1 protein-coding gene (only partly in view) is annotated in these 23849 nt (G+C 73.4%); it reads right to left on the bottom strand.

This entire window lies inside a single protein-coding gene on the bottom strand: locus tag ASC60_RS14750, encoding a lonely Cys domain-containing protein. The 72429-nt coding sequence extends 4579 nt beyond the window's left edge and 44001 nt beyond its right edge, so the window shows coding positions 44002-67850, spanning codon 14668 (complete) through codon 22617 (partial); reading right to left, the first codon wholly in view occupies positions 23847 to 23849. Both codon boundaries (start and stop) fall beyond the window edges.

The following is a 23849-nucleotide window of genomic DNA, read 5'->3' as shown; positions in this document are numbered from 1 at the left end:
ACCAGAACCGGCTCCCGCCCGCTCGCGGTCGTCCACACCCACCGGTCCAGACCGTCACCGCCTGCGAGCACCTGACCGGCGAGGGGCCGCTCCAACGGGTCATGCGACGGCGGGCCCGCCAGGTCCGCCCCGGCCACCAGCACCGGCGTCTGTGGCGGCAGCGCCGTCAGATCGCCGTCCACGGCGAACAGGAAGTCCACGATCCGTTCGTAGTCGAAGACCGCGCCACCACCATCGGACAACGCCAGGGAGGCAGCCCAACCGTCCCCGCGCAGACCCACCAGATACGCCGCGTTGAACGGCAGCGGCCGCGGCGCGCTCTCGGCCGGCACCGGCCCCGGCCGCACCCAGGTGAACTGCCCCGTACCGGACACCAGACCATAGGTGTTCTGCCGCCCGTCCCAGTCCCCGGCCGGACGCGAGGAGATACCCACCGGCTTGCCGTCCGGACCCCGGTGCTTGACCACCGATATCCGGTCCAGCTGAACACGGGTCCCGTCCAGCGCCACGAGCTCCGACGCCCAGTGCATGACCGGCGGCGTCCGCGCGGGGTCGTGCAGGACGCCGAGGGCGTTGCGCGCCGCCTCGAAGATGGTCCGGGCCCGCTGCTGCCCGCCCGGGGGCACCTGGGGCAGCAGGTCGAACGCCTCCGCGACGGCGTCCCGCAGACGCCGCGGCGCGGGGTGGTCCGGGCGCAACGGGGTCCCCAGGGCGTAATCGCCCAGCGCGAGCGCGATGTCCGTACTGTCCGACACGGTCATCAGCGTCCTGGTGGCGGCGCCGGCCTGCGGTATGCCCGTCATCGCGGCCACCACGAGGAACCCCGCGACATCCCGCACCACCGGGTTGTTCACGATGCGCAGAACGGACTCGCGGAGGACGTCCTCGGGCAGTGGCGCCCGGAACCTCACCGCCCGCTCGTAGGCGGCCCGGCTGCGCGCCGACAGTTCCTCGACGGCCCGCGACATCTCCTCGGGGGTCATGTACTGGCCCGTGTAACCGAAGTGCCGCAGCTCCTCCAGGGCCACCGCGACCGCCAGCCGGCCGTCGTCGGTGTCCAGGGTCGGATAGTCGGCGTCGCTCATACGGGTCGCGTCCCACTGGCTGACGGTGGTGCCCCGGGACGTGCGCCCGGTGAGGATGGCCGTCCACACCTCGCGAGGCGTCGGCACACCGCCGATGGCGGGGATGTCGAAGAACCTCGGGGTCACGCGCTCGCCCGGGGTGATGCGCCGCAGATAGCGCTCCATCACCGTGAGAAGTTGCCGGGCGACATCATCCGACAGCTCGTCATGGCGCTTTTCGAGGAACGCCCGCGTGCGCGGCCGCAGCGCCCGCCGAACGCGGTCCGGAGCGTGCCGTGAGGCGGTCGGCAGGAAATTCTTGGGGATGAACGGATCCTCGCCCTCGCGCCTGGCCTTGTTGAAGACGGCGAAGAGCGGCCAGGCCGCGACGCTCTGGAAGCCCTGCCATCCGTAGCCCCAGACCTCGTCGATGTCCGGAATGGCCGCGAGGAACGGAACGAAGTGGTCTTCCACCACGCCGTGGCCGAGGACCCGGTTCACAAACGCCGTGGTGGCCGTCTGCCCGAAGACGCGCCCCGCGGCCGTCAGACGGGCGACCGACGGATCGCTCAGCCGCTCGAAGGCGAGGTCCTGGAGATCCCTGAGGCCGAGGACGGGGTATCCCACGGTGAGCTGGGTGTAGGAGGCCCAGTCGAAACCCTCGGGGGCCGGGTTGACCAGCGCCTCCTTGCCCACGTCGGTGAGCGTCCAGCCGCCGAGGGGCAGCAGCACCTCGGAGAGCGGGACCGGGACCTGCCGGTCGTCCGCGATCCGCGCGGCGGCACGCGCCCGCCCCAGCTGGGCCAGCGCCTGCTGCCGGGACTGCCGGCGCTCTCCCGGGAGGGCGGCCATCGGCTCGACGACGAACTCCCCGATGACGTACCTCTTCTGGACGGGTTGCTGCGCCCCCGGTGCCACCTGCGGCCGCCGGATGTGGAGCAGCCCGTCGGCCGTCTCCCAGAAGATGTGGGCCTCCGTGACGAGCTTGAGCCCGGGGCCGTGGGCCAGCACATGCGCCCCCCTGCGGGCCACCCCGCTGACGAAGAGGTCCCGGCGTTCCTCGGCCTCCAGGCCGACGGCACCGTAACGGTCCTCGATCGCCGCGTCGGGTGCCGCGTGCGCCGTGGAGGACGAGTGCGCGAACGGCGGCAGCGCGCGCTCCGCGACCCGCCCGGCGGGGTCGATCACCACCGCGCGGGCGTCGGACGGCGCGATCCGCGGCGGGCGGGCCGACACCCGGCGGCCCTCACCGGCCAGCACGTCCACCCACACCACACCGTCGTCGCCGCCGAGGTGGTACGCCGCCCACGCATGGCCCAGCGCACCGCCCTGACGCCTCGCCAGCACGAACGCCGCGGACCCCGGCCCGGCCGCGGCCACCGCGTCCGCCACCACATCCCACGACCGCACCCCGCGCCACCCGGGCCCGGCCGCGAGCGAGGACGCCGCCGACCTGACGCCCACCGCCGAGTCGTCCAGCGCGACCGCGGGGGCCACCCCCTGCGGATACATCGTGCCCCGCAGCGTGTGCAGCAGCTCAAGGCACCGCTCCACCGTCGCCTCCTCGGACGGCGCCTGCTCCGCCACACCATCCACCAGCCGCCGTAACTCCTCGCGGCTCCGCACCGGCAGGGGCCCGCGGGCCGACACCGGGCCGGGCACCGTCGACGGCGACGTGGTGTCCGTACGGGAGTCCACGCCCCGCCCACCGGGCGTCTCGGGGGCCGGCGAAGCCGGAGGAGCCGGAGAACCGGGCGGGGGCGGAGGACCGGGAGGGGACGGAGGGGTCTCGGGGCCGGGAGGGGCCTCGGGGCCGGGAGGCGGCGGAGGGGACGGGCGGAGGAGGGGGCCCAGCGTGGGGTCGTCCTCCAGACCGTCGGCAAGCTTGCCGGTGTTCTTGTCCACCGGCAGCCCGCCATAGAGACCGCCCGGCACCTTGATCCGTACGGTGCCGTGCGGCCCGTCGACGACCGCGGTCACATCGAAGCGGTAGGCCCGGTAGGGCCGCTTTCCTTCCGCGTTGCGTTCGTCGGTATCGCCCAGCGCGGCGCTTCGGCTCTCGCTGTTCTCCCAGTTCATGATGTCGATCGGCAGGCGTTCCAGCATTTTCTGATCGTCCAGCGGACCGCCGGCCTCGGGACCGGCCGCGATCCGCCAGCCGCTGTCACGGTGTGCCTCGTAGCTGGGTTCCTCGTCGGCCTGGTGGTACCTGCGCTGCTTGAGCAGTACGCCTTCCGGGGGGCCGAGGATCTCGGCGCCGTCCAGCTCCAGGCCCACGACGGCGGACCGGTCGCCGAGCGGGACCCGGTAGGCGTGCCTCAGCAGCTGCTGGACGCGGGGGCGCATCACGTTGCCGCTGGTGCGGTGGTGGTAGCGCACGCCCGCGGTGGTGGTGCGGTCCAGGCCGGAGATCTGCGGCGGCTCGCCCACCTCGGGGGCGGGGGCGGTGCGGTGGCGTACGGCGGTCAGCTTGGCCCAGCGCCCGATCGACGCGGCGGCGGGCACCGTCCACGGGTGGAGGTTGCCGAGGAACGCGTCGGGCAGCGCGGGCGGGGCCGGTGAGGGGTCCGAGTCCCAGGTGACCTGCGTCTCGCGTGGTGCGGTGAGGTCGAGGGGCCACTGCTGCGGACGGTCGGTCAGGGCGGTGAGGTGGCGGGGTACGAGCAGCCGCACGTCGCCGGCCACGAGCTGGTCCGGGCCGTCGCCGGGGTCGTGCCAGGTGAAGACGGACGGGCTGCCCTGGGGTCCGCCGGCCCGGGAGAACAGGCGCGCCAGGGACAGCGCACCGCGGGCGGGGGTGGTGAGGACTTCCGGCAGTTCGGTGGTCATCCCCATCTCGACGCGGAAGGTGACGCCGTGTTCGAACTCCTCGGAGGGGTCCTGGGGGTTGGCCCGGTAGATCCCGACCTTCTTCTCGGCGTTCTCCTCCTTCGTGCCCCGGGAGGCGGAGTACTCGGCTTCGGCCTCGATGCCGCCGTGCCCCTTCTCGTTTCCGGCACGGGCGCGGACATCGACACCGGCGTCGAATTCCCAGCCGGTATCGCTGCTCACGGACTCCTCCTCGACCGCCTCGCCCCGCAGCGTGAGCTTGATCTCGTCGCGGGGACGCTGCTGATGGGGGCGGTCCAGCTCGGTGGCCGTGACGTTCACCCACAGGTAGCGGGTGGTCCCCCACGGTCCGGGCACGGGGAACCAGCGCAGCACGCCCTCGTTGGTCAGGGCGTACCACTCGCTCTGCAAGGCCTCCGAGGCGAAGGCCGCCTTCAGGGACCGCTGGAGGCGGTTGGGGCGGGGTGCCGTGGTCCCGTCGTGCTCGGTGCGGATGATCCCCTTGGCGCGCAGCCGGTCGTTGATGGGCTTCAGGACGTCGACGCGCAGGAGTTCGGAGTGCGCCGTTCCGGAGAGCAGGCCGGTGTCGAGATAGGTCCGGGTCGTCCCGGCGGTCGTAGCGGTGGCCGTAGTGGCGGTCGTCTCGGCGGTCGTCTCGGCGGTCGTCTCGGCGGTCGTCTCGGCCGCGGGGGGAAGGATGTCGGACATCCGCCGCTCGGGGACGAGCAGATCGAGGGCCTCGGTGGCGCGCAGATACCGGGTGGTCTCGGTGAGCTCGTCGCCGTGCCAGCGGACGTAGGTCAGTTCGAAGACCGGGTCGGTGCGCAGCGTGTGCACGGATCCGCCGTAGGTGGCCCGGGTGATGTCGATCCGGCCGGCGCTGTCGGCCGTCCCCTTGCCCCGGGTCCCGGTGGCCGAGGCGCTGCCGACGACGGCCAGCCTGCCGCCGGGGCCGGAGGGGTGGTCACCCCTGCTCGCGTCGGCGCCGAACCGCATCTGGGGGCCGACGGTGCCGGTCACGCCCAGGCCCCATTCGCCCTCCCGCTCGGATTCGTACCTGGCGTTGCCCTTGAGGTAGTGCTCGACCTCCGTGTCCGGGCGGGCCCCGAGGTCGTTCACGTTGTCCACGAGAATCCGCAGCCGCAGCGCCTGCTTGTACTTGCCGTCCTTCGCCAGTTCCTTCTCGTATCCGCCCTGGCCGACCTCCTCGCCGAAGTGGGAGGCGAGAGCGGTGGGGTGGGCCAGGTCGCGGATCTCCTGCGGCCACTCGGCGGGGTTGCCGAGCCAGGCGTCGATCAGCCTCTGCCGCGTGTCCTGGTTCCCTTCCCCGGCGTACAGCCGCTCGGCGTACATCCGGGCGCCGAGTTCGGCCAGCTCGGGCATGAGGTGGAAGACGGGGTAGATCCCCTGGGCTCCGCCGGAGAAGTCCAGCCCCCGGCCGGTCTCGGTCGGCGCCGTCCCCACGACGGTGTGACCGGCCGCCCGTGCCTGCTCCGGTGTGACCGGGGTGGCGGGGGCGTGCTCCTGGGGGACGACCACGCGGGCGACGAAGGGGTTGCGCCCGTTCATGAACCGGCGCCTGCTCAGCCAGCCCGGCTTCCACCGGCTCTTCTTCGCCTCGGGTGTGACCGTCCAGTACAGGGACATCTGGTAGCGGTGCTCGTCGACCCGCTGAGCGGTCTCGGTCCGGCGGTAGCCGCCCGCGGCGCCGCCGTACTTGGCGCTCTTCTTCCTGGACCTGCTGATGACCCCTCGCACGGCACCGAACTGCATGCGTACGGGCGGGGTGGTGAAGTGGAGTTTGCCGAGTGAGAACTCGTACTCGGGGATGGCCAGACGGGCGCCGGCGCCGGCGGTGAAACTCACCCTCCAGCCCGTGCCGCGGGCGCCGACTGTCGTGGCCCCGGTGGCGGCGCGGGTGTTGACCTTCATGGCGAAGTCACCCGCCGGGCCGCCCTCGGTGACCGGATCGGCCAGCGGGCTGGGTCCGTCGATCCGGTGGCCCCACCTCGCCTTCGCGGAGACCTTGTAGCGGCGTCCGCCGACCTGGATGGTGCGGTGGATGCCGAGGAGCGCCGAGGCCGGGTCCCCTTCGAGGGCCGGCCGCCCGTAGAAGGCCGCCAGGTCCCGGTCGGCCTGGGCCCAGTCGCTCTTCTTCGCCGCCTTGGCACCGACGTCCAGGACGTGCAGCCGCTCGATGGCGTCCCGCAGGTCCGGCTGGAGGGTTTCCGCGCCCGGCAGGGCGATCGGCACGCCGAAGCCGAGGCCCCGGCGGGAGGCCAGTGCGAGCGGTTCCCGCGGGTGGGGGGTGAGCAGCCCCGCGACCCGCTCCACGGCCATCCGGAACCGGAACCGCGGCCCGGTCTCCGGCAGCCTCAGCCACCTCCTCGGCGGAGGAAGGGAGACCACACGGTGCCGCGGGGCGTCCGGACCGTCGGCCGCCGGCCGCAGGTCGGCGGTCCACCCCGCGCCGACGGTGCGCCGCACGAAGTGCTGGGCTTCACGCCGCGGGACGCTGAGTTCGCCTTCGGTGGTGACCTGCACCGGGGCGATCTTGTGCGTACTGGATTCCATGGTCACTTCGAGGCGCAGCCCGGCGCGGTAGCGGGACTGCTCGGCGAAGTCGTTGAGGACCGTGTGGCTCGCGCGCGAGGAGTCCAGGGAATGGCCGGTTCCGCGGCTCGCGCCGAATTTCACGCCGAAGGCCGGCAGGAGGCCCGACAGCTCGGTGGACGGCTCGTCCTCGGAGTGGGAGGAGGCGTCCTCGTTCACCTCGGCCGAGGAGTCCCTGCCCGCGCCGACTCCGGCGGTGTTGTACCCGAAGCCGAACGCCGTGTCCGAATCCCCCTGGCTGTCGGCACTGGTGCTGTCGCCCGTGCCGATGTCGTCACGGGTGGCGATCTTGCTGTCCCCGAGGTACTGGAGGCTGTCGATCTCCCGGCGGATCCGCAGATGCCCCCGGAACGTGCCGAACAGGGACCCGGAGACCTCGACTCCGTTGGAGGAGTCCCCGCCGGCCCACCAGAGGTAGCGGCTGCGGGCGGTCGGTTCGGTCAGGAAACCCTGGGCCTGGTCCATCTTGACCTGCCGCAGGATCTTCCTCACGGCCGGGGCGGGCAGCCCGGCGGCGCGCAGGTTCCGGTGCAGCCCGGCGATGGCGGGCGTGAGGTCGACCGCCTGGAGCAGTTCCCGGGCCTGGGAGGGGCGTGTGGCGCGGTGGTGCCGGGAGCGCTCGGCCTCGGGGGCGCCGTAGTCGGGGCGGAGCCCGTCCTCGCCCACGTAGGGGCTGGGAATGCCGACGTGGATCCGGTCGGCCACCGTGACCTGGTGGAAGACGGTCGGAGTGGCGTCCTCGCCGTCGACGAACACCTTCATCCGCAGACCGGCGCTGAAGGGGACGAGCTCGTTGATGAAGGGCTTGCGCCCGGACACGACGGTCCGCGACCAGCCGCTGTCCGTGGACTTGGAAGAGCCCACGTGGAGCTGGGGGGCGGGTACGGCGGCCGCGGACGCGACGATGTTCGTTCCCAGGCTGACGAGGCTGAGCAGGGTCGACTCCACTCCCTGGGCGGTCTCGTGCCCGCTCCGGCCGCCGGTCGTGGTGGAACCGAAGCCGACGGGGTATTCGTTGACGTCCCCCTTGATCCGGGGCAGGGGCTCCAGGTCGCGCAGCACGGGCCGCAGCCACACCAGCCGGCCGTCCACGACCACCGTGCGGCCGGCCGCGAGGATGTCGTCCCAGTCCTTCGGCTTGGAGGTGAGCAGCAGATCGCTGATCGCGGACCTGATGCCCGAACGCAGCGTGGTGTGCGGACCGGGCCCCTGGAGGTCCAGGCGTGCACTGATCTGCTCCGCCCAGAAGTCGGCGTGCTCCCGCCGGAAGTCGATGGTCTGCACCGACTTGGCGACGATGGCCTGGCCCATCGCCCCGTGGGCGAGGTACCACGGAGCGGGATCACGCGTCCCGGCAGCCGGTGCCGGGGCCGCCGTTCCGGTGGGCTCCGCGCCGGGGTCGCGGTCCGCGGTGGGCTCCTCCCCCTCGGGGGGCGTCACCACGATCGCCGGCACCCCGCCGGGCAGCGGCGACGTGCCCTGGGGTCCCGGGGCCGCGGGCGCGGGGGCGTGCGGCAGGGGGCGGTGGACGCCCTCCTCCTGATCCCAGAGCGCGCGGAAGGCCGCCCAGGTCTCGGCGTCCTCCCTGGGGTTGGCGGTGGTCCCCGCGGGGTTTCCGTACAGTCGCCGCAGCAGCGGGAACAGTGTCTTCTCGTGCTGCCGCACCCACGCCGCCCCGTTGTTGCGGGGCAGACCGGTGTACTCGTCCACGCCCCCGTTCGTCCCGAAGTAGACGTTGGTGAGCTGGGCGAAGTACTCGTACTCGTCCCGCGAGGAGTAGTTGGGCCCCCTGCCGTCGCTTCCGTACAGGTCGCCGTCCGGCCACGCGGCCGCGCTCCCCTGCCGCTTCTTCGCGTGGTACGCGTCCCGGATGAGCTGTTGGTCCTCAGTGCTCAGATTCTGATGGATGGCATGCGCGTACTCGTGCCTGCCCGAGGAATAACCGTGCGCGTAGGTCGCGCCGAGCGGGCTGTCCTCGCCGAGGAGGTTCTCCTCCGTGACCGCCGTCCGACCCCGCTCACCGTGGTGGACCCCGCGCGTCTCGTCGTACGGACGGCCGTCCCGCGCGTGCTTTCCCCGGAGGTCGTCAAACTCCTCCAGCGAGGTCATGGCCATGTCCTTGGGCACGACGACGACCCGTTCGCGGGCGAGCATCCTCGCCGCCACCCCGGGGTCCTGGAGCATCTGCGCCACCTGCGCCTCGGCCTCCAGACCCGCCGACACGTTCAGGTTCACGCCCGGCGGCACATGCACCGTCAGCTGGGCGACGACGCGGGCGAACTCGGGCGCGGGCAGAGCGCGGCGCAGGAAGTCCATCAGGGTCGCGTCCGACGCCAGCGCCTCACGGTCCGCCGCCGACAGCGGCGCCAGCGCCGCCCAGCGCCGCTCCGCCGGAATCCCCGGCAGACGTGCCGCCAGGTCCGCCACCGCGGCGGACGGCCGCTCGGTCCGCCGCTGCGGCCCGGGGCCCGGCGCCGGCACGGTGGTGCCGGCTCCGGCCGACGGCCGCGGTGCTTCCGCCGGGGGCGGCGGCAGGAGAGGCAGCCGTCCGAAGCGGCCGGGCCTCAGTGGCCGGGCCGGCGCCGCGGACAGGGAACCGAGCAGCGACGGGCCCTCGCCCGTGCCCTCCGCGCGGCGGCCCGCGTCCAGCGCGGCGACGAGACCCGGCAGCCCGTTCCACGCGTCCGTGTGGCGGCGCACCACGGCCGCCAGCCGCCGCTGGATGTCGTCCAGCTGCCGCTCGATGGCATCGAGCTCGCCCCGGATCGCGTCATGGGCGTTGGTCCTGCGGGTCAGCTCCTCGGCCGCCGCCTCACGATCCTCCCGGGCCTGGATCGCGGCGCCCTTGGCCCGTTCGAATTCCGCGTCGAGGGTCTGTTCCCGCTCCCGTGCCGCGTCGAGGCCGGCGCGGATCTCCTCGGCCTGCCTCCGCGCCTCGTTGGCGGCCGTGAGGTGCCGCTGACGCTGCCGCCCGATGTCGGCCAGTTCCTGGTGCGCGGTGGAGGCGAGCTCCCTGGCCTCGGCCAGTTCCTCGTGATGGCGGGAGGTGGCGGCGGTGTCGGCCGCCGGGGGCGCGGCGATGAGCGCCTCCAGCCGTTCGACCTCGGCCTGCGCCGTGCGCCACCGCTCGGTCGCCTGCCGCTCCGGCGTCGCGGCGGCGTCGTAGCCGCGCTGCGCGTCGCGCGCGGCCGACTCCACCCGATCCCGTTCCCGCTCCGCCTCCCGGATCCCGGACCGGACCCCGGTGAGCGCGGCCTGGACCGCCTTCCCGTGCCGGATGGCGTCGTCCTGGGCCCGCTCGGCCGCCTGGTGGGCGGTGGTGGCGGTGTCCAGTACGGCCGAGGCCGTCGCCAGGGCCCGCCTGGCGCCGGGCTGCCGCCGCAGCAGCCGGGCCTCCAGGTGGCGCCCCGTGGCCTCGGACGCGACCGAACGCCCATGCGTGTCGATCGCCTCCCGCACCTGTCGCCAGACGTCGCCGGTGGCCGGTGTGACATCGGCGAGGGTGCCGTCCGCGGTGAACGGCCAGTTGCGCGGGCCCTCATCGGTCCGCACCACCAGTTCGACCGGCTTACCGGAGAGGGCGGCGGTCCGGGAGGCCGTGTACAGGGCGCGGGCGAGCCGTGTGCCGTTCGGGTCGTCGCCCAGCGCCAGCCAGAGCTGCGCCGCGTCGTCCTGCTCGTCGATCCCGTCGGCGAGCACCTCGGACAGCTCGGTGAGGGGGTGCCGGGCCCAGTCGCGCAGGTCGTCGGCGTCCTGGTCGGCGAGCATGGCGGGCAGGTCGTAGATCCGGGGGCCGGAACGCGCGGGCGTGACGCCGAACCCGAGCACATCGCGTTCCCACAGCCGCACGGTGGCGCTTCCGGTGACGTACCGGGTGCCCTCGGGGCCGTTCACCGTGATGACCATGTCGACCAGGGCCTCGTAACTGCGCATGCCGCGCCGGTCTTCGGGCTCGGTCGTGTTGCCGATCCTGAGGCGGCCGAAGTCGAAGGCGGAGGCGCCGCCCCCCGAGGAGTGGCTGTGGGGCTGTTGCGCCGCCAGGGGCACTTGCAGGGCCAGCAGTTGGACGTTGCCGCTCACGAGGCTGTAGGTGCCGAGCTGGTTCAGGGTGAAGGAGCTGCCGGCCGACGACGTCGTCGAGGAGGCACGGCTCTGCTTGCGCACCCGGTCCACGGCGACGTCACCCGCGTCCGTGAGGGGCCGCGGGTTGTGCAGCGTGATGCCGAGGGACGGGGCGGCACCGGGCTGTGCCAGGGGCCAGCTGCCGGGCATCCGCGAGGTGAGGCCCGCCGCCGCGCGCGGCGCGTCGACCTTGATCTCGCCGGACTGGACCAGTTCGCCCAGACGGGTGGCCGCCGCGCTCGAGGAGGAGTTCGCGGGAAGCCCCCAGGACGCGGCCAGATCCGGTGCGACGGCCCGCAGCGCCTGCGTCAGCCGTGGGAAGGCGTTGTAGTCGTAGACCGGGGTCGGCCCGGTCGGCAGCAGGTGGGCGCCGTGCGGGAACGGCTGTGTGCCGAGGGCCCGCGCCTGCTGCGGCGACAGGTGCAGCGGGTCCTGGGTGAGCAGGGCGGGCAGGTGGGGGGCGGCGTGCCGCAGCGGCGGCGCGGCCTCGGAGCCGGTGAACCGCAACGTGGTCGCGACCGGCACCGTGGCCGAGTTCACCGGCCTGCCGCGCAGTGTGCGCCGCACCCACTGGCGCAGTCTGTCGCCCAGATCGCCGTCGAGGTCGGACAGGTTCAGCAGCGCCGCCTGGACGACCCCGCCGGGGATGTTCGCCGGCAGCCCCCACACCAGCTGGGAACGGACCGACACGGTGTAGTCGTAGTCGATGTCGTCGAACTCGGCGGCACTGTCCGAACGCAGCCAGTCGCGGTCCTCCCCGGTGGCGTCGGTCCGGGTCGTGCGGGAACGGGTGTTGGTCAGGGCGAGGGACGGGCCCTCGCGGTCCGTACGCCCGGTGGTATCGGGGCGCGGGTAGCGGAAGATGGGGTTGACCGCGGCCTGGTGCGTCGTGCTGACCGTGGAGGAGTCCGCCTTCGCCTGCGGGACGTGGGTGTGGACCTGCTCCAGGCCGGGCCCCTCACCGGCCGGGCGGCCGAGTACCCCGCGCAGGGCCGGGGTCTGCATCGCGGGCTCCGCCGAGAAGGTCACCTCGACCAGTCGCGCTCCGCCGAAGGCGACGTGCAGGAAGTGGAACCGCACGAAACCGTCCGGGCCGCGTCCTGGCAGGGCGCGGAGCGCCGAGGGTTCGGTGAGGTCGGCGATCCTGGCCGGCACCCAGGCCAGATGGGAGGCGTGACCGGGCCGGGTGACGCCCGGTGCCTCGTTCTCCACCAGGGCGATGGCCTCCTGGCGGAGCCGGTCCCTGCGTTCCCTGCGGTTGGTCCTGTCGTCCAGCTGGGTGACCGACAGGACGGTCGCGAAGCCGAGCTCGCGGGTCCTCACGAACCGGGCGGGCAGCGGAACGCTCGGCGGGGGCAGCGTCATGTTCGTGAGGCCGGACACGCCCTGGTACCACATCGCGTAGCGGGCCAGCATGCGGGGAGAGGCCAGGAACCCCACCCCGCGCGGCACGTCGATGGCGACCGTCACCGGGGCGTGGCCGCCCAGGCCGACCGCGTTCCCGAAGGCGTTGCGCACGCCCCGCTGGAACGTCAGCAGCAACGTCACGTCGTTGTCGATCCACTCGTAGTCGCCCACCTCGTTGGGGACCCTGGTGATCGCCGTGGTGGCGCTCAGCGCGCTGGTGTCGTCGGTGCGGCGGGAGTAGGTGTAGCGGCCGCTCGGGTTCCCCTGCCGGGCGAGTACCTGGGGCGGGGTCGCGGCCGTCTCGAGGGCGGTGAGCTGGAAGGTGCCCTGGCGCGCGCGGCCGACGCCGCGCCGCTGCCCCGACGTCTCCGACATGACGACGCCCTGCTCGGAGTACATCATCCGCACGGAGCCGCGGTGGCGGGGGTTCGACAGATAGCCCTCGACCTCCACCATCATGACCTCGTCCACCGCCATGCCGGGCAGCGTCAGAGCGCCCAGGCGGTAGCGGCCCTCCAGGATCTGCGGTGCCCGGGAGATGAACTGGGCCGGCCGGATCCCGTCATACCGGGCCTCGGCGGCGAGCGTGCCCTGGTCGTTCAGTGCCGCGCCCGCGACGGCCGCCGACGTCCACTTGTACGTCGCCGCCGCTCCGGTGGCGGTCGCCGTGGCCGCCCAGGTCACCGGCGTGGCCGCCCATGTGACGCCCGCCCCGATCCGGTTGACGGCACCGGTCGCGCTCGCGGGCAGCGCCCGCTTCAGCACGTCGCTGCCCCGCCTGGCGGTGGTGGCCAGGCCGGTCACCGTCTCCGAGGCGCGCCGCACGGCCCGGCCGACCGGTCCCGGTTCCGGGTGCCCCGGATAGGTTCCCGCGACGATCTGCCGAAGCGCCTCCATCACCGCGGCGGTGCCACGGAAGGAGTCCACGAGCGCGCCCGGCGGAATCCGGGTGATGCCGGGCAGCGGACGGCCCTGCGCGTCCACCATGGCCAGCCGCCGGTAGTCGTCCCTCGGCCCGCCGTCGGTGACGGGCTGCCGGATGACATGTCCCCGGGACGCGGTGAGCGCCGCATCGCCGCCCGGTGCGCGGGTGCGGTAGCGGGGGACGAGGAACCGGACGGCGCCGGGCGCGGTGTGCGGGGTGACGGCGGGGAGCTGGATCAGCGCGGTGCCGCCGGCGTCGTCGGTGTTGTCGGTGTTGTCGGTGTTGTCGTCGGCAGCGTTGTCGTCTGCGGCGGGGAGGTGGTCGGCGAAGTGGACGCGCGGCTGGTCGTCGGTGCCTTCGTAGAGGTCGAGGGCGAGCCTGGCGGGCACGCTGAAGATCTCGCTGCCGTCCTCCGTGGTCATGGCGAACTGTTCGAAGCCGACGGCCTCGCCGGTGGTGGCGGTGTCGGAGAGCTGCCCGGTGCCGGTGTAGTCGGGGCCGGTGTTGACGGTCCAGTCGCCGTCGGCGAGCGGGATGTTGAATCCGCCGCCGCCCCCGAGGGAGCCGCCGAGCGCCGTGCCCCGCTGCCGCCCGCCGCTGGATTCGTAGGCGCTGAATCCCATCTGGTGGACCTTGGGAAGCCTGCGGGTGTGCCGCGAGGTCCGTCGGGCGTCGCGGGTGAGGGAGAAGCGCAGCTGCACCCGGCGGGTGCCGGTGACGGTGCCCGGCAGCTCGAACCAGACGGGGTGACCGCCGTCGACGGCGTCCGGGACCGACGAGGCGAGACCGAACCGGGTGCGCATCTGGCCCAGCCGCCGCAGGTTCTCCAACTGCGCCAGGACGCGCGGCTCGTCCAGAACCCTTCCCCTCTGGTGCGTGGCGGGCGGCAGGAAGCCCTCCTGCCGCAGCCAGGCTTCGGCCCGCTGGAAGAGCGGGTCGGCGCCGTCGACCCTCAGAGGCGTCTCGGAGAAGCCGACGTTGTCCAGGTTCTCCAGGTGCTCGGGCAGGTCCCGCACTTCGTGCGGAAGGGGCTCGTGGCCCTCCATCGTCTCCCGCGTCGCGGACCGCAGCCGCAGGCCGTCGTCCCAGGGCCCGAACGAACCCTTGACCTCACCGCCCCGGGCGCGGAACAGCGTCACCTCATACGTCACCCGGTTGGAGCTGGCCACATGGCTGCTGCCCGTGTAGACCCCGTGCATCAGCGTCGCGCTGTTGGCGGCGCTCTGCGCCTCGCTCTGCTGCCAGCTGACGCCCGCCTTGCCCACGAGGTTGCCGCCGAACGACGCCGCTCCCCGGGGGTGTTCCGGCGCGTGGTCGGTGGTGAACGTCGGCCCGCCGGCGCCCTCGATCCCGATTCCGCTGGTCAGCCTCGCCGACCGGTCCACGCTGGAGGAGTGCGAGAGCCACGTCTCCAAGAACGCCTGGGCCTCGGGGCTCTTCACCGTCGGCCGGCCCGGCTCGATCCGCACGGTGAGGCCGAGCACACCGACCGCGTTGCCGTCCGCGTCCAGCAGGGTCGGGGAGAACACCCCACCGCTGTTCTGGAGCTGCGCGCCGCCCCGCAGCATCCGCTCGGACACGAAGTCCCTGAGCGCCCTGTCCGAGCCGGCTCCCAGATGGTTCAACGCGGCGAAGCGCGGATCCGCGCGGAGTTCGGCCAGCAGCCGGCCCGGCTCCCCGACGCTCTCCGCGCTCCACAGCGGGAGGTCGTCCACGTCACCGGGCTCCGGCAGGTCCGTGGCATCGGTGCCGTCGTCGAACACCACGTGCTCGGGGAACCACGCCGTGACCGTCCCGTGCGACTGTTCCGGCGACCAGTGGGCGGTGAGGCTGCCCTCCGGGGCGTCCACCCGGACCTGCCACTGCCCGGCGAAGTCCATCGGGTGCGCCAGTTCCGTGGACTTCTGCTTGCTCGTGACCAGGAAGGTCTCTCCGACCGTGAGGGACTCGGCCAGCTGGTTGTGCGTGATGGACAGCGAGATCGTGCCGTCCCACCAGCGCACCGCCCCGGCACCGTCGGACGGGTAGATCGCGGTCCACGGCACCGAGCCGCTGCGCACCGTCCCCGAGCTCTCCGCGTCCGAGGACGACTGTGCGCCCTCGGCACGGCGCTCCAGCTGCACATCGGGGACCGTCGGGGGATTGTCATCGGCACCCCGGCCGTACTTCGCCGACCGGTCGGCGTCCTTGTAGGCCAGCCGTACGTCGACGCTCCGTTCGCGGTCTCCGTGGCGGACGGTGATCCGATGGCCCCGGCTGCTGCGCAGGGCCGGCCGGTTCAGCTCGACTTCCTCCGCGCTCAGCACATCGTCCAGCTGCGCGCGTACGGCCTCGCCCCCGGCGGTGTCCGGGTCGACCCCGAGGGCCCCCATGATCTGCCGGTACAGCCCCTCCAGAACGCGGTCGGGGGTCGGCTCGTGCAGGACCAGCCCGACGTGCCCGTCGTGCCGCGAGCCATAGGCCCGGATGTACTCCGACAGCTCACCGGAGCGGCCCGGCGACAGCGCGGCCACCGGCCCGGACAGCGTCCGGGTGCCGCTCGGGCCCGCGGCCTCCTCGTCCGGACCCAGGTGCGCCGGCGGCGCCCCCGGGGGCGGCGGCGCGGGGGCGTCCAGCACGGCGCCGACCGGCTGTACGGGGGACGGAGGCGGCGGGACGACGGCGTGGGGCTGCGGCACGTGGATGCCCTCGGCCCGGTCCCACAGCGCCCGGACCGCCTCGTACGTCTCGTTCTCCGCCTGGGTGGCCCCCAGCGGGTTGGCCGTGGCCACGTCCCTCGCCGCGTCCTGGTCCCTCGCCGCGTCCTGGTCCGTCGCCGCGTCCTGGTCCGTCGCCGCGTCCGTCGCCTGCTGAGCAGGCCCGTACAGCCGCTCCATGAGCGGGAACAGCGTCGGCTCGTTCCTGCGGACCCAGTCCGCGCCGTTGTAGCGCTGGTGCTGGGTGTAGGGGTCCCTCCCCTTGTTCGTCCCCAAGTAGGCGTTGGTGAGCTGGGCGAAGTACTCCTCCTCGTTGAGGGACGAGTAGTTGGGCGCCGTGCGGTTGCCTTCGGCGTCGTAGCCGTACAACGGGCCGTCGGGCCATATGCCGTAACTCCCGGCGGCCCGGTTCTCCTCGTACGCCCTCGTGATCAGCTCCCGGTCCGCCTCGCTCAGTCCGTGCCGGTGGATCATGTGCGCGAACTCGTGCGTGGTCGTGGAGTACCCGTCGGCATAGGCCGGGGTGTCGCTCGGCACGCTGGTGAACTCGCCGAGGAGGTTCTCCTCCGTCACCGCCGTCGTCCGGTCCCCCGAGCCCCGGACCTGGTCCCACAGCCGATCGCCCAGCCCGGTCCGCTTCCCCTCCCACTGGCGGAAGGCGTCCAGGGAGGTCATCGCCTCGCTCTTGGGCACGACCACCAGCCGCGATCCGCCCTTGAGGAGCGTCGCCGCCACGTCGGGGTCGCGCAGCATCCGCGCCGTCCACGCCAGCGCCTCGGTCCGGGAGGACACCGGCTGGTCCACCCCGGCCGGCATCTGCAGCATCAGCCGCGCCGCCGTCTCGGCGAACTCCGTGGCGGGCAGCGCCTCGTCCCGCACCTTCTTGTGCAGCACGTCGGCCAGGGCGCGGTTGGACGCCAGCCGCTCGCGTTCGGCGGGCGACAGCCCGGCCAGTTCCCGCGCCCGGTCGGCGGGGGCCATCTCGGGCAGCCGGGACGCCAGTTCCCCGAGGGGATCGGAGGAGAGCGGTTCCGCCGCGCGCAACGCGTCGTCCAGCTTGGTGAGGGCCTGGCCCAGCCAGCCGATGTCGAGCTGCTCGGCGCCGAATTCGTCCACCCACGTTTCCTCGTGCGCCTTCAGGAGGCCGGGGTCCCGCTTCAGCTCGCCCACCACCTGGTGGAGCCGTGCGGCAAGCCCTCCCACGGCCCCGGGTGAAGCCGCCTGCCGGTACGCCGCACCGCGCAGCAGCTCCAGCTCATCGACCGGCAGCTCATGGGTGTACGGCGTCTCCGACAGCCCCCAGAGCAGGTCGAACAGGTCCTCTCCGCGCCGCTCCTCGTCGGTGCGCAGCGCCAGCGAGTACGCGGTGTCCGCCAGCGACTCGGTGCGGGCCGGGAGCGTGAAGCCGTCGATCTCGACGGTGGCGGTGGAGACGGGCGGCGCGGTGCCGACGCTGATCTCCACGCCCTGGACCACCCCGGACAGCGTACGTCCGTCCGCGCTCGCGCTCAGGCTCTCCTGCAACGGTCCGGGGAACCACTGCGCGAGGGCCCGGTTGATGACGTCGGCGAGCTGCCCGGCGTTCGCGGGGAGGTGGAACTCCAGGATCTCGAAGGGGCGCGGATTGTCGAACTGCACGTTGCCCCGCGCCCCGCCGGCGAGGACCACGGGGTGGCCGATCTCTCGCATGAGCGCGCTGAACCGGCGGCCGACTCCCAGTTTCACGTCGTCGAGAGACGGTACGGCGGACGCTGCCGCGGGGGCAGCGGCGGGACCGGGGCCGGCGGCGGGCCCGGAGGTGGCGGCCGGCGCGTACGAGGCATCCGGCGCCGGCGGGGCGAACGGCGCTGCCGCGTGGACGGGGGTGGCCTGGGTGGCCGGCGCCGGCGCCGGCGCGGCGGACGAAGGCGCCGCGGGCGGTGCGGCGGTCAGGCGTGATCCGCGGACCTCCGCCGGGCGTACGAGGCGGAGGTCGGTCGCCGGGCGCGGGCGGCCGGAGGCGTCCGGTTCCAGGGCCACCGTGGTCTTCCCCGTCGCCGGGTCGGTGTAGAGGACCGGTTTGCCGTACGCGGCGAACGCCTGCCGGCCCGACAGCAGGGCGATCTGACCCGGCAGGCTGTTCACAACCGGCTCGCCGGGGCGGGAGCGGGCACCGTCGACGAGCAGGACGACCGGGGCCTCCAGCCAGATCCGGCCCAGCACCGGGTCGCGGTAGAACATCTCGCCGATCTCGTCGTGGGGCACCGGGCCGCCGATGGAGACCGTGCCGCCCTTCCGGTCGGCCCGGAACAGCCAGGGCCCCGGAACATCCGGGCGGTACCAGGGCGCCGGGACCGTGGAGTCCACCCGGAGCGTCCCGTCGGGCTCGCGGCGCAGGAGGGTGAGCGTGGTCCGGTCGAAGTCGATGGCGCCGATCGGGGTGCCGGTGTGGTCGCGGCCGATGCCCTTGCCGTCCGGGCCGGTGATGAGCGTGTTCTTGGAGTGCGCGCCGCGGGCCGCCAGCGCGTACTCGCCGATCTCCCGGGGCACGCCGAGGTTGCGGCCGCCGTGGGCCACGGCCTTCCTCATCAGCTGGATCATCTCCGCGCGCCGCGCGGGATCGGGGGTCTCCAGGTGCAGGACGCGGGCGGCCAGGTCATCCTGGGCCTGATCACCGCCGTTCCGCTTCACGATGTTCAGATGCCGCTGGACCTGCTTCTCGGCCCACAGCATGCGTGACCGCTCCGCATCGCCCACCCGGCCCGGGTCCGGCAGCTCCAGGGCGGTCGCGGTGACGGCGTCGAAGCCGGGGCTGGTGACCAGGTTCGTGGCCCGTTCGACCAGCGGCAGCCGGACGAAGGCGGAGAGCGCGAGCCCCGGGGTCTGGGCCAGCCGCTCGCCCATGCGCGTCAGCACGTGCGTGTAGGCGTCCCGGCCGGTGGGCTTGGACGGACCGGCCGGCTGCTGTGCCATGTACGTCAGCACCACCTCGCTGAGCAGCCTCGTGGTGACCACCGGGACCCGGCCCAGCGAGGGGTCGTTGCGCAGCATCACGTCCAGCGCGCCCGCGCCCCGCAGCAGGGGCGGGTACTGCGATGTCCCATCGATCCGGGCGTTGAACGCCGTGCGCAGCATCCGGACCAGCCGCAGCGTCCGCTCCAGGGTCTCCGGCGGCACCGGGCCCGGCCCCTGGTGCAGTCCGGCGTCCCGCGCCCGTGCCTCCAGCTCGGTCCCCTTCGGCTCCGGCACGTGCAGCACCGGGGGGTACACCACGCCCCGGGCATCGGTGTCGATGCCCCAGTGATCGACACCCTGCGCCCTGAACCACGAGTACGCCAGGCGCCGGACGGCGTACACCTCACGGTCCTCGTCGGTGGCCACCTGCTGCGCCTCGGAGACCACCGCCAGCGGGTCGGGGACGAACTCCGGCGCGCCGTACGCGCCTGTCCGACCGGTCCCCGGGACCGACGCATTGAAGCACACGATCCTCACGATGGGGTGGTCGAGCGGCAGCCGCTCCAGGCTCGGGCGCCGCTTCAGCGCACCGGATGTCCGCGGCCCGCTGGTCTTCACCTCGCTCCCGTCGTCCAGGGCCCAGATGCTCGTGCCCGGCACCCCGTGTTTGGCGTCGAAGTACGGAGTGGGCTTGCCTTCAGCCACCCACGGCAGCACCTGCGGCCGGCTGAAGGTGTTGGTCGCCCGGTCCCAGTAGACGAACTGGGTCTCCGTAGGCAGCCGCCGGTACGGGTGAGTCCTCCTCCACAGGCTTTCGGGAGTTGCGTCGAAGGAGAGGGACGCGTGCCCGGTCGACAGGTGGTCCGGGCCGATGATGGGCATGGAGCGCACGCGCCGCTCCCACTCCTCGCCCTCGTCGTCGTGGGACGGCATGCCCGGCGGAGTGAGCAGCCAGTCGCCCACGAGGCCCTGTTTCTCGGAGATGTCGAGGCCGAGCACCTCCTGGTCGGGGTCGTCCGGCAACTGGTCGATGACCACAACGCCGCTGGGCGCCCACACCTGACGGCCGAGCAGATCGGCGCCGTCCCGCAGCTCCCTGACGCTGAGGGCGGACGCGAAGGTGACCGCCATCAGCACGGGGACGTCCCCGGGCAGGCCGCTCAGCACCTCGTCAAGGTCCAGCAGCTCCATCACGACGTCCTTCGGGACGTCCTCCACGAAGTCGTTCCGGCCCCGCACCTCGATGGTCAGCCCGTCCCCGCCGGACACCACCGCGTACGCCCCGGTGCCCCACGGGGCGGGCTTCGGCTTCCCCACGGGGGCGTGGGTGTGGTCATCCTGCAAGGCGAACTCGTAGATGTGGGCCAGGTCGATGGTGTCGCTCACGGGGAGCCCGGACCAGTTCACGCCCCGCACACCGTCCGCCGTGACGAAGCGGAACTCGGAGGTGAGCGCGCCCTGCACCTTCAGATGGAAGGCGGAGAGCCGGGCCAGAGTACGGGCGTTCTCCATGGCCGGGTCAGTCGCCACCCGCCACAGGTCACCGCGCTCCTCCCGGGTCACGGGCGCGTCCTTGCCCAGCAGGAGCACATGCCGCGTGAGCGCGTCGATGTCCAGCGGCCCCCCGCGCAGCGCGGGAACCTTCGCCCGCAGCGCGTTCAGCCGCCGCAACGCCTCCCGCGCCCACGGGGGCACCGGCTGCTGCCCGAACAGATCCCGCAGGATCCCGTCGTAGTGCGCCTCCGTGGCGTCATACGGAACCGTAGCCGGTGCCGTGGGCGCCACCGACGTGTCGTCCTGCGGCGCGAAGGCGTCGGGCGCGCCGTCGGCGAAGGACGCCGGCTCGGAGCTGAGCCAGCCGCGCACCGGACGGCCGTCGGAGCCCCGGGCGGACAGCGCGACGCCCTGGGCGGGGCCGGCCGTCGCGCCGGTGGTGGCGGCCGGGGCCCCGGACGAGGCGGTGACCGGCTCCCCTGCGCGCACGGCCGCGTACCGCTGGGTCAGGTTCAGCCCGGACGGCTCCAGGATCTCCCCGAGCGATTCGGCCGCCGAGACCATGGCGAGCGGCAGCGGCTGTCCCGCCGGGGGCGGCGGCGCGGGCGTCACCTCTCCGTTCGGGGAGGTATGCGGGGCGAAGGCGGGGTTGGGGATGTAGGTCCCCACGGGCCGTCCGTTGCGCATCGGCTGCACGCCGCGGATGAAGCGCGTGTGCACCCCGCCCGGGAAGGCGATCTCCTTCTGGTCGGGGAAGGGCGAGGCGAGGCCCAGGGTGGCGTTGACGTCGATTCCGCCGGGGACCTCGATGTCGTAGCGCCAGACGTAACGGCGGGTCAGCTGGGCCTCGCTGAGCGGATCGGCGTCGACCGAGTCCGCCAGGTAGCGCGGATTGGTGGTGGTGCTCACATAGGCGGTGCCCGCGGGGCTGCTGTAGACGTGGTCGATCAGGTGCACCGCGTCGCTGCCCTTTGGCGTGATCCCCCTCCGGAAGATCTCCTCGGGAGAACGCCAGTCGAACTTGTGGAGCGGGCCGTTGCCCGCGCGCCACATCGCGTCCGGCAGCGTGCGGCGGCTGAACAACCCGGGAAGGGCCGCGGTGGTGTCCGGGTCGACCGGCGGGGTGGGGCTCACCGGTCCCGTCGCGGACCATCCGACCGGGACGGGGCTGCCGGCCGGCGACAGGGTCTGGCGCATCCGGGACGAGGCGACGATCCCGCGTCCGGGCAGGTACCAGTCCCAGGCGGGCCCCTCGTCGTGCAGCCGCCCCCGGTCGTCCGAGACCCGTCCGGCGCTCGGGCCGTCGGGGTTGTACATCCCCCGCAGGCCGAGCCCTGGTATCTCGGCCACGAAGAAGTGCAGCTCCGGGTCGGTCTGTCCCTGGCCCCACACCGTTGCGCGCGACCCCTGGGTGACGGCCGGGAACTCCTCCAGCACCTCGCGGAACGTCTGGTCGAAGTTCCCGTCCGGGTCGTAGGACGTGTACGCGTTCCGCAGGTGCCGCCTGCGGTCGAGCGGCCCGCGGCCACCGCCGCCCGTGCTTCCCGGCGCCGAGGTGACGCGCCTGCCGGGGCCCCGCTGGACGGTGAAGCGGGCAGCCTGCCAGGTGCCCTTGGCGGCGGGGTCGGCCGTGTGGCCGATCACGGCGGGGGCCGGGGTGCCGAGGCCGGACCAGTCGACCGCTTCGCCGGTGTACCAGACGGCCCTGCCGAGCCGGGCCTTGAGCTTCTCCGGCAGGCGGGGATTGTGCCGGCCCAGCTCGGAGATCGCCAGGACCAGGGGAACGTTCAGGTCGTGGCGGTACACCGTACGGTCGCGGGCCAGCAGCTCGACGAGTTCGTCCTCGGTCACCACCCGACGCGACGTCGCGGCGTTCGTCAGCGCGAGCCGGCCGTCTCCCGTGGGCTCGGCCGTGACGACCACGGGCACGGGGCCGCCCTCGGTGTGCCAGGGGGCCGTGCGGGTGACCGCCCCCGGCAGGCGGAGCCGGGAGGTGTCCAGTCCGCCGGGCAGGTCCAGGCCCGCCCAGTTGCGGAAGGAGGACCGCTCGTCCTGCCGGGGCAGGAAGCCTTCGCGTTCGAGCTGGAACGCGGCCACCGCGTCCACGTTGTGGACGTCCCGCCCCACGGCCGCCGCGGCGGCGAGCGTGAAGAACAGTTCCCCGCGCCGCCCCCGGTCCGGCTTCTCCAGGTGGAGCACCCGGGCGCCGAACGCGTCGAGGTCGGGCACTGCCGCGAACGCCTCCCGGGCCTTGACCATCGCCCAGAACAGCTTCGTGTACTCGGCCCGGCCCGGCGCAGCCGTATCGGGCAGGCCCAGGACCCGGCGCGCGGTGGCCCGCGGATCCTCCAGCGCGGCGAACTGCTCGGCGACCCTCGCCAGGTGCGCGGGCCTGCTGAACGTGCTGAGGGCACGTCCGGGCTTCCTGTCCCACGCGCTCGCCGCCTTGGCGAGCACATCGCGGTAGACGTCCGGCGCCATGTCGTCGCCCTCGGCCGTGTCCGACTTCTTGCGGACGACCCGGTCGAACAGGTCAACCGTGAACATCGGCGCGCCGGAGGACAGCTCGGTGTCGGCCCGCCACATCAGTTCCAGCGCGCCGATGCCCCGCAGCAGGGCCTCGTAGTCGCTCCTGCGCTTCACCTGCCCGCCGAAGACCCGCCGCAGCGCACGCTCCAGGCGCAGCGCGCGGTACCTCACCTCCTCGGAGGCGGGCCCGTCGCCGTCGTACAGGCGCGCGGCCTTGGCGATCGCGTCGAGCCGGGTGCCCTTCGGCTCGGGCCAGAAGTGCCTCCGCCGTCCCAGCCGGCCGCGGACGTCGGTGGCCAGTTCGTACCAGTACCGCGTCTCCCGGCCGTTGGTGCCCTCGGCCATGGAGGTGATGTGGTCGTCGGCGACCACGTGAAGGTCGGTGTCGTTGGCCGCGTGCTGGCCGGGAGCCACGTTCTCCAGCGGGTCCGCGACAAACGGCTCGGGAGCCGCCGGCTGGGCGTCCGCGCGGTCGGGCGACCGGTCGGAAGCCGCACCGCCGTAGCACGCCCCCAGGCCGATCGTCGCCCCCCGAGGAAGGTTCCGGACGCTCGGGCGCCGCGCGAGGCCACGCCCGAACTGCGGTCCGGTGACGAGCGCGTAGCTGCCGTCGTCCTGCGCCACGTCCAGGAAGCCGGGCCCGCCGTGCCCGGAGTAGGTGTAGTCCGGCGCCGGGCCGTCCACGGGCCGCGGCGTGCCCACCCACGACTGTGTGGTGGGGTTGTAGTGCCCGATGCTCGTCATCTCCGGCAGGTGACGGAGCATGTTCTCCCGGTCCCCCACCAGGTCCTTCGGCTGGAGCGACGACCGCCCGAGCTGCTGGTGGTCCCCGCCGACGATGGTGTGCGTCACCCAGTGGCGTTCCCACTCCGGCACATCCGACTCCGGGTCGTGCCAGTCCTCCGGCCTGCTCGCGGTCCAGTCGCCGAACGGCCGGCCGGGCAGCTTCACCATCCCGATGGTGTAGCGGTTGCCGCCGATGGGGCTCATCCGCACGAAGCCGCTGAACGACCAGACCACCCTGCCGGTCCTGTACGCCACGTAGCGCGCCAGTTCCAGCCCCATGCCGCCCGAGAACGGGAACGCCAGGACGATGGGCGCGCCCTCGGGGAGGCCGGGCTCGCGGGCGAGCAGTTCGGCGAGTTCCCCGAAGCTCGCCCGGCGCTCGGTCTGGTCCGGCCACCGCACCATCACATGGTCGTGGCCTCCCTTGACGGCACCCACGAGACAGGGCTC

This window comes from Streptomyces sp. NBRC 110028, assembly GCF_001417735.1.
Lineage (GTDB): Bacteria > Actinomycetota > Actinomycetes > Streptomycetales > Streptomycetaceae > Streptomyces.
The sequence above is the reverse complement of the archived record's forward strand: the minus strand, read 5'-3'. Positions and strand labels throughout refer to the sequence as shown.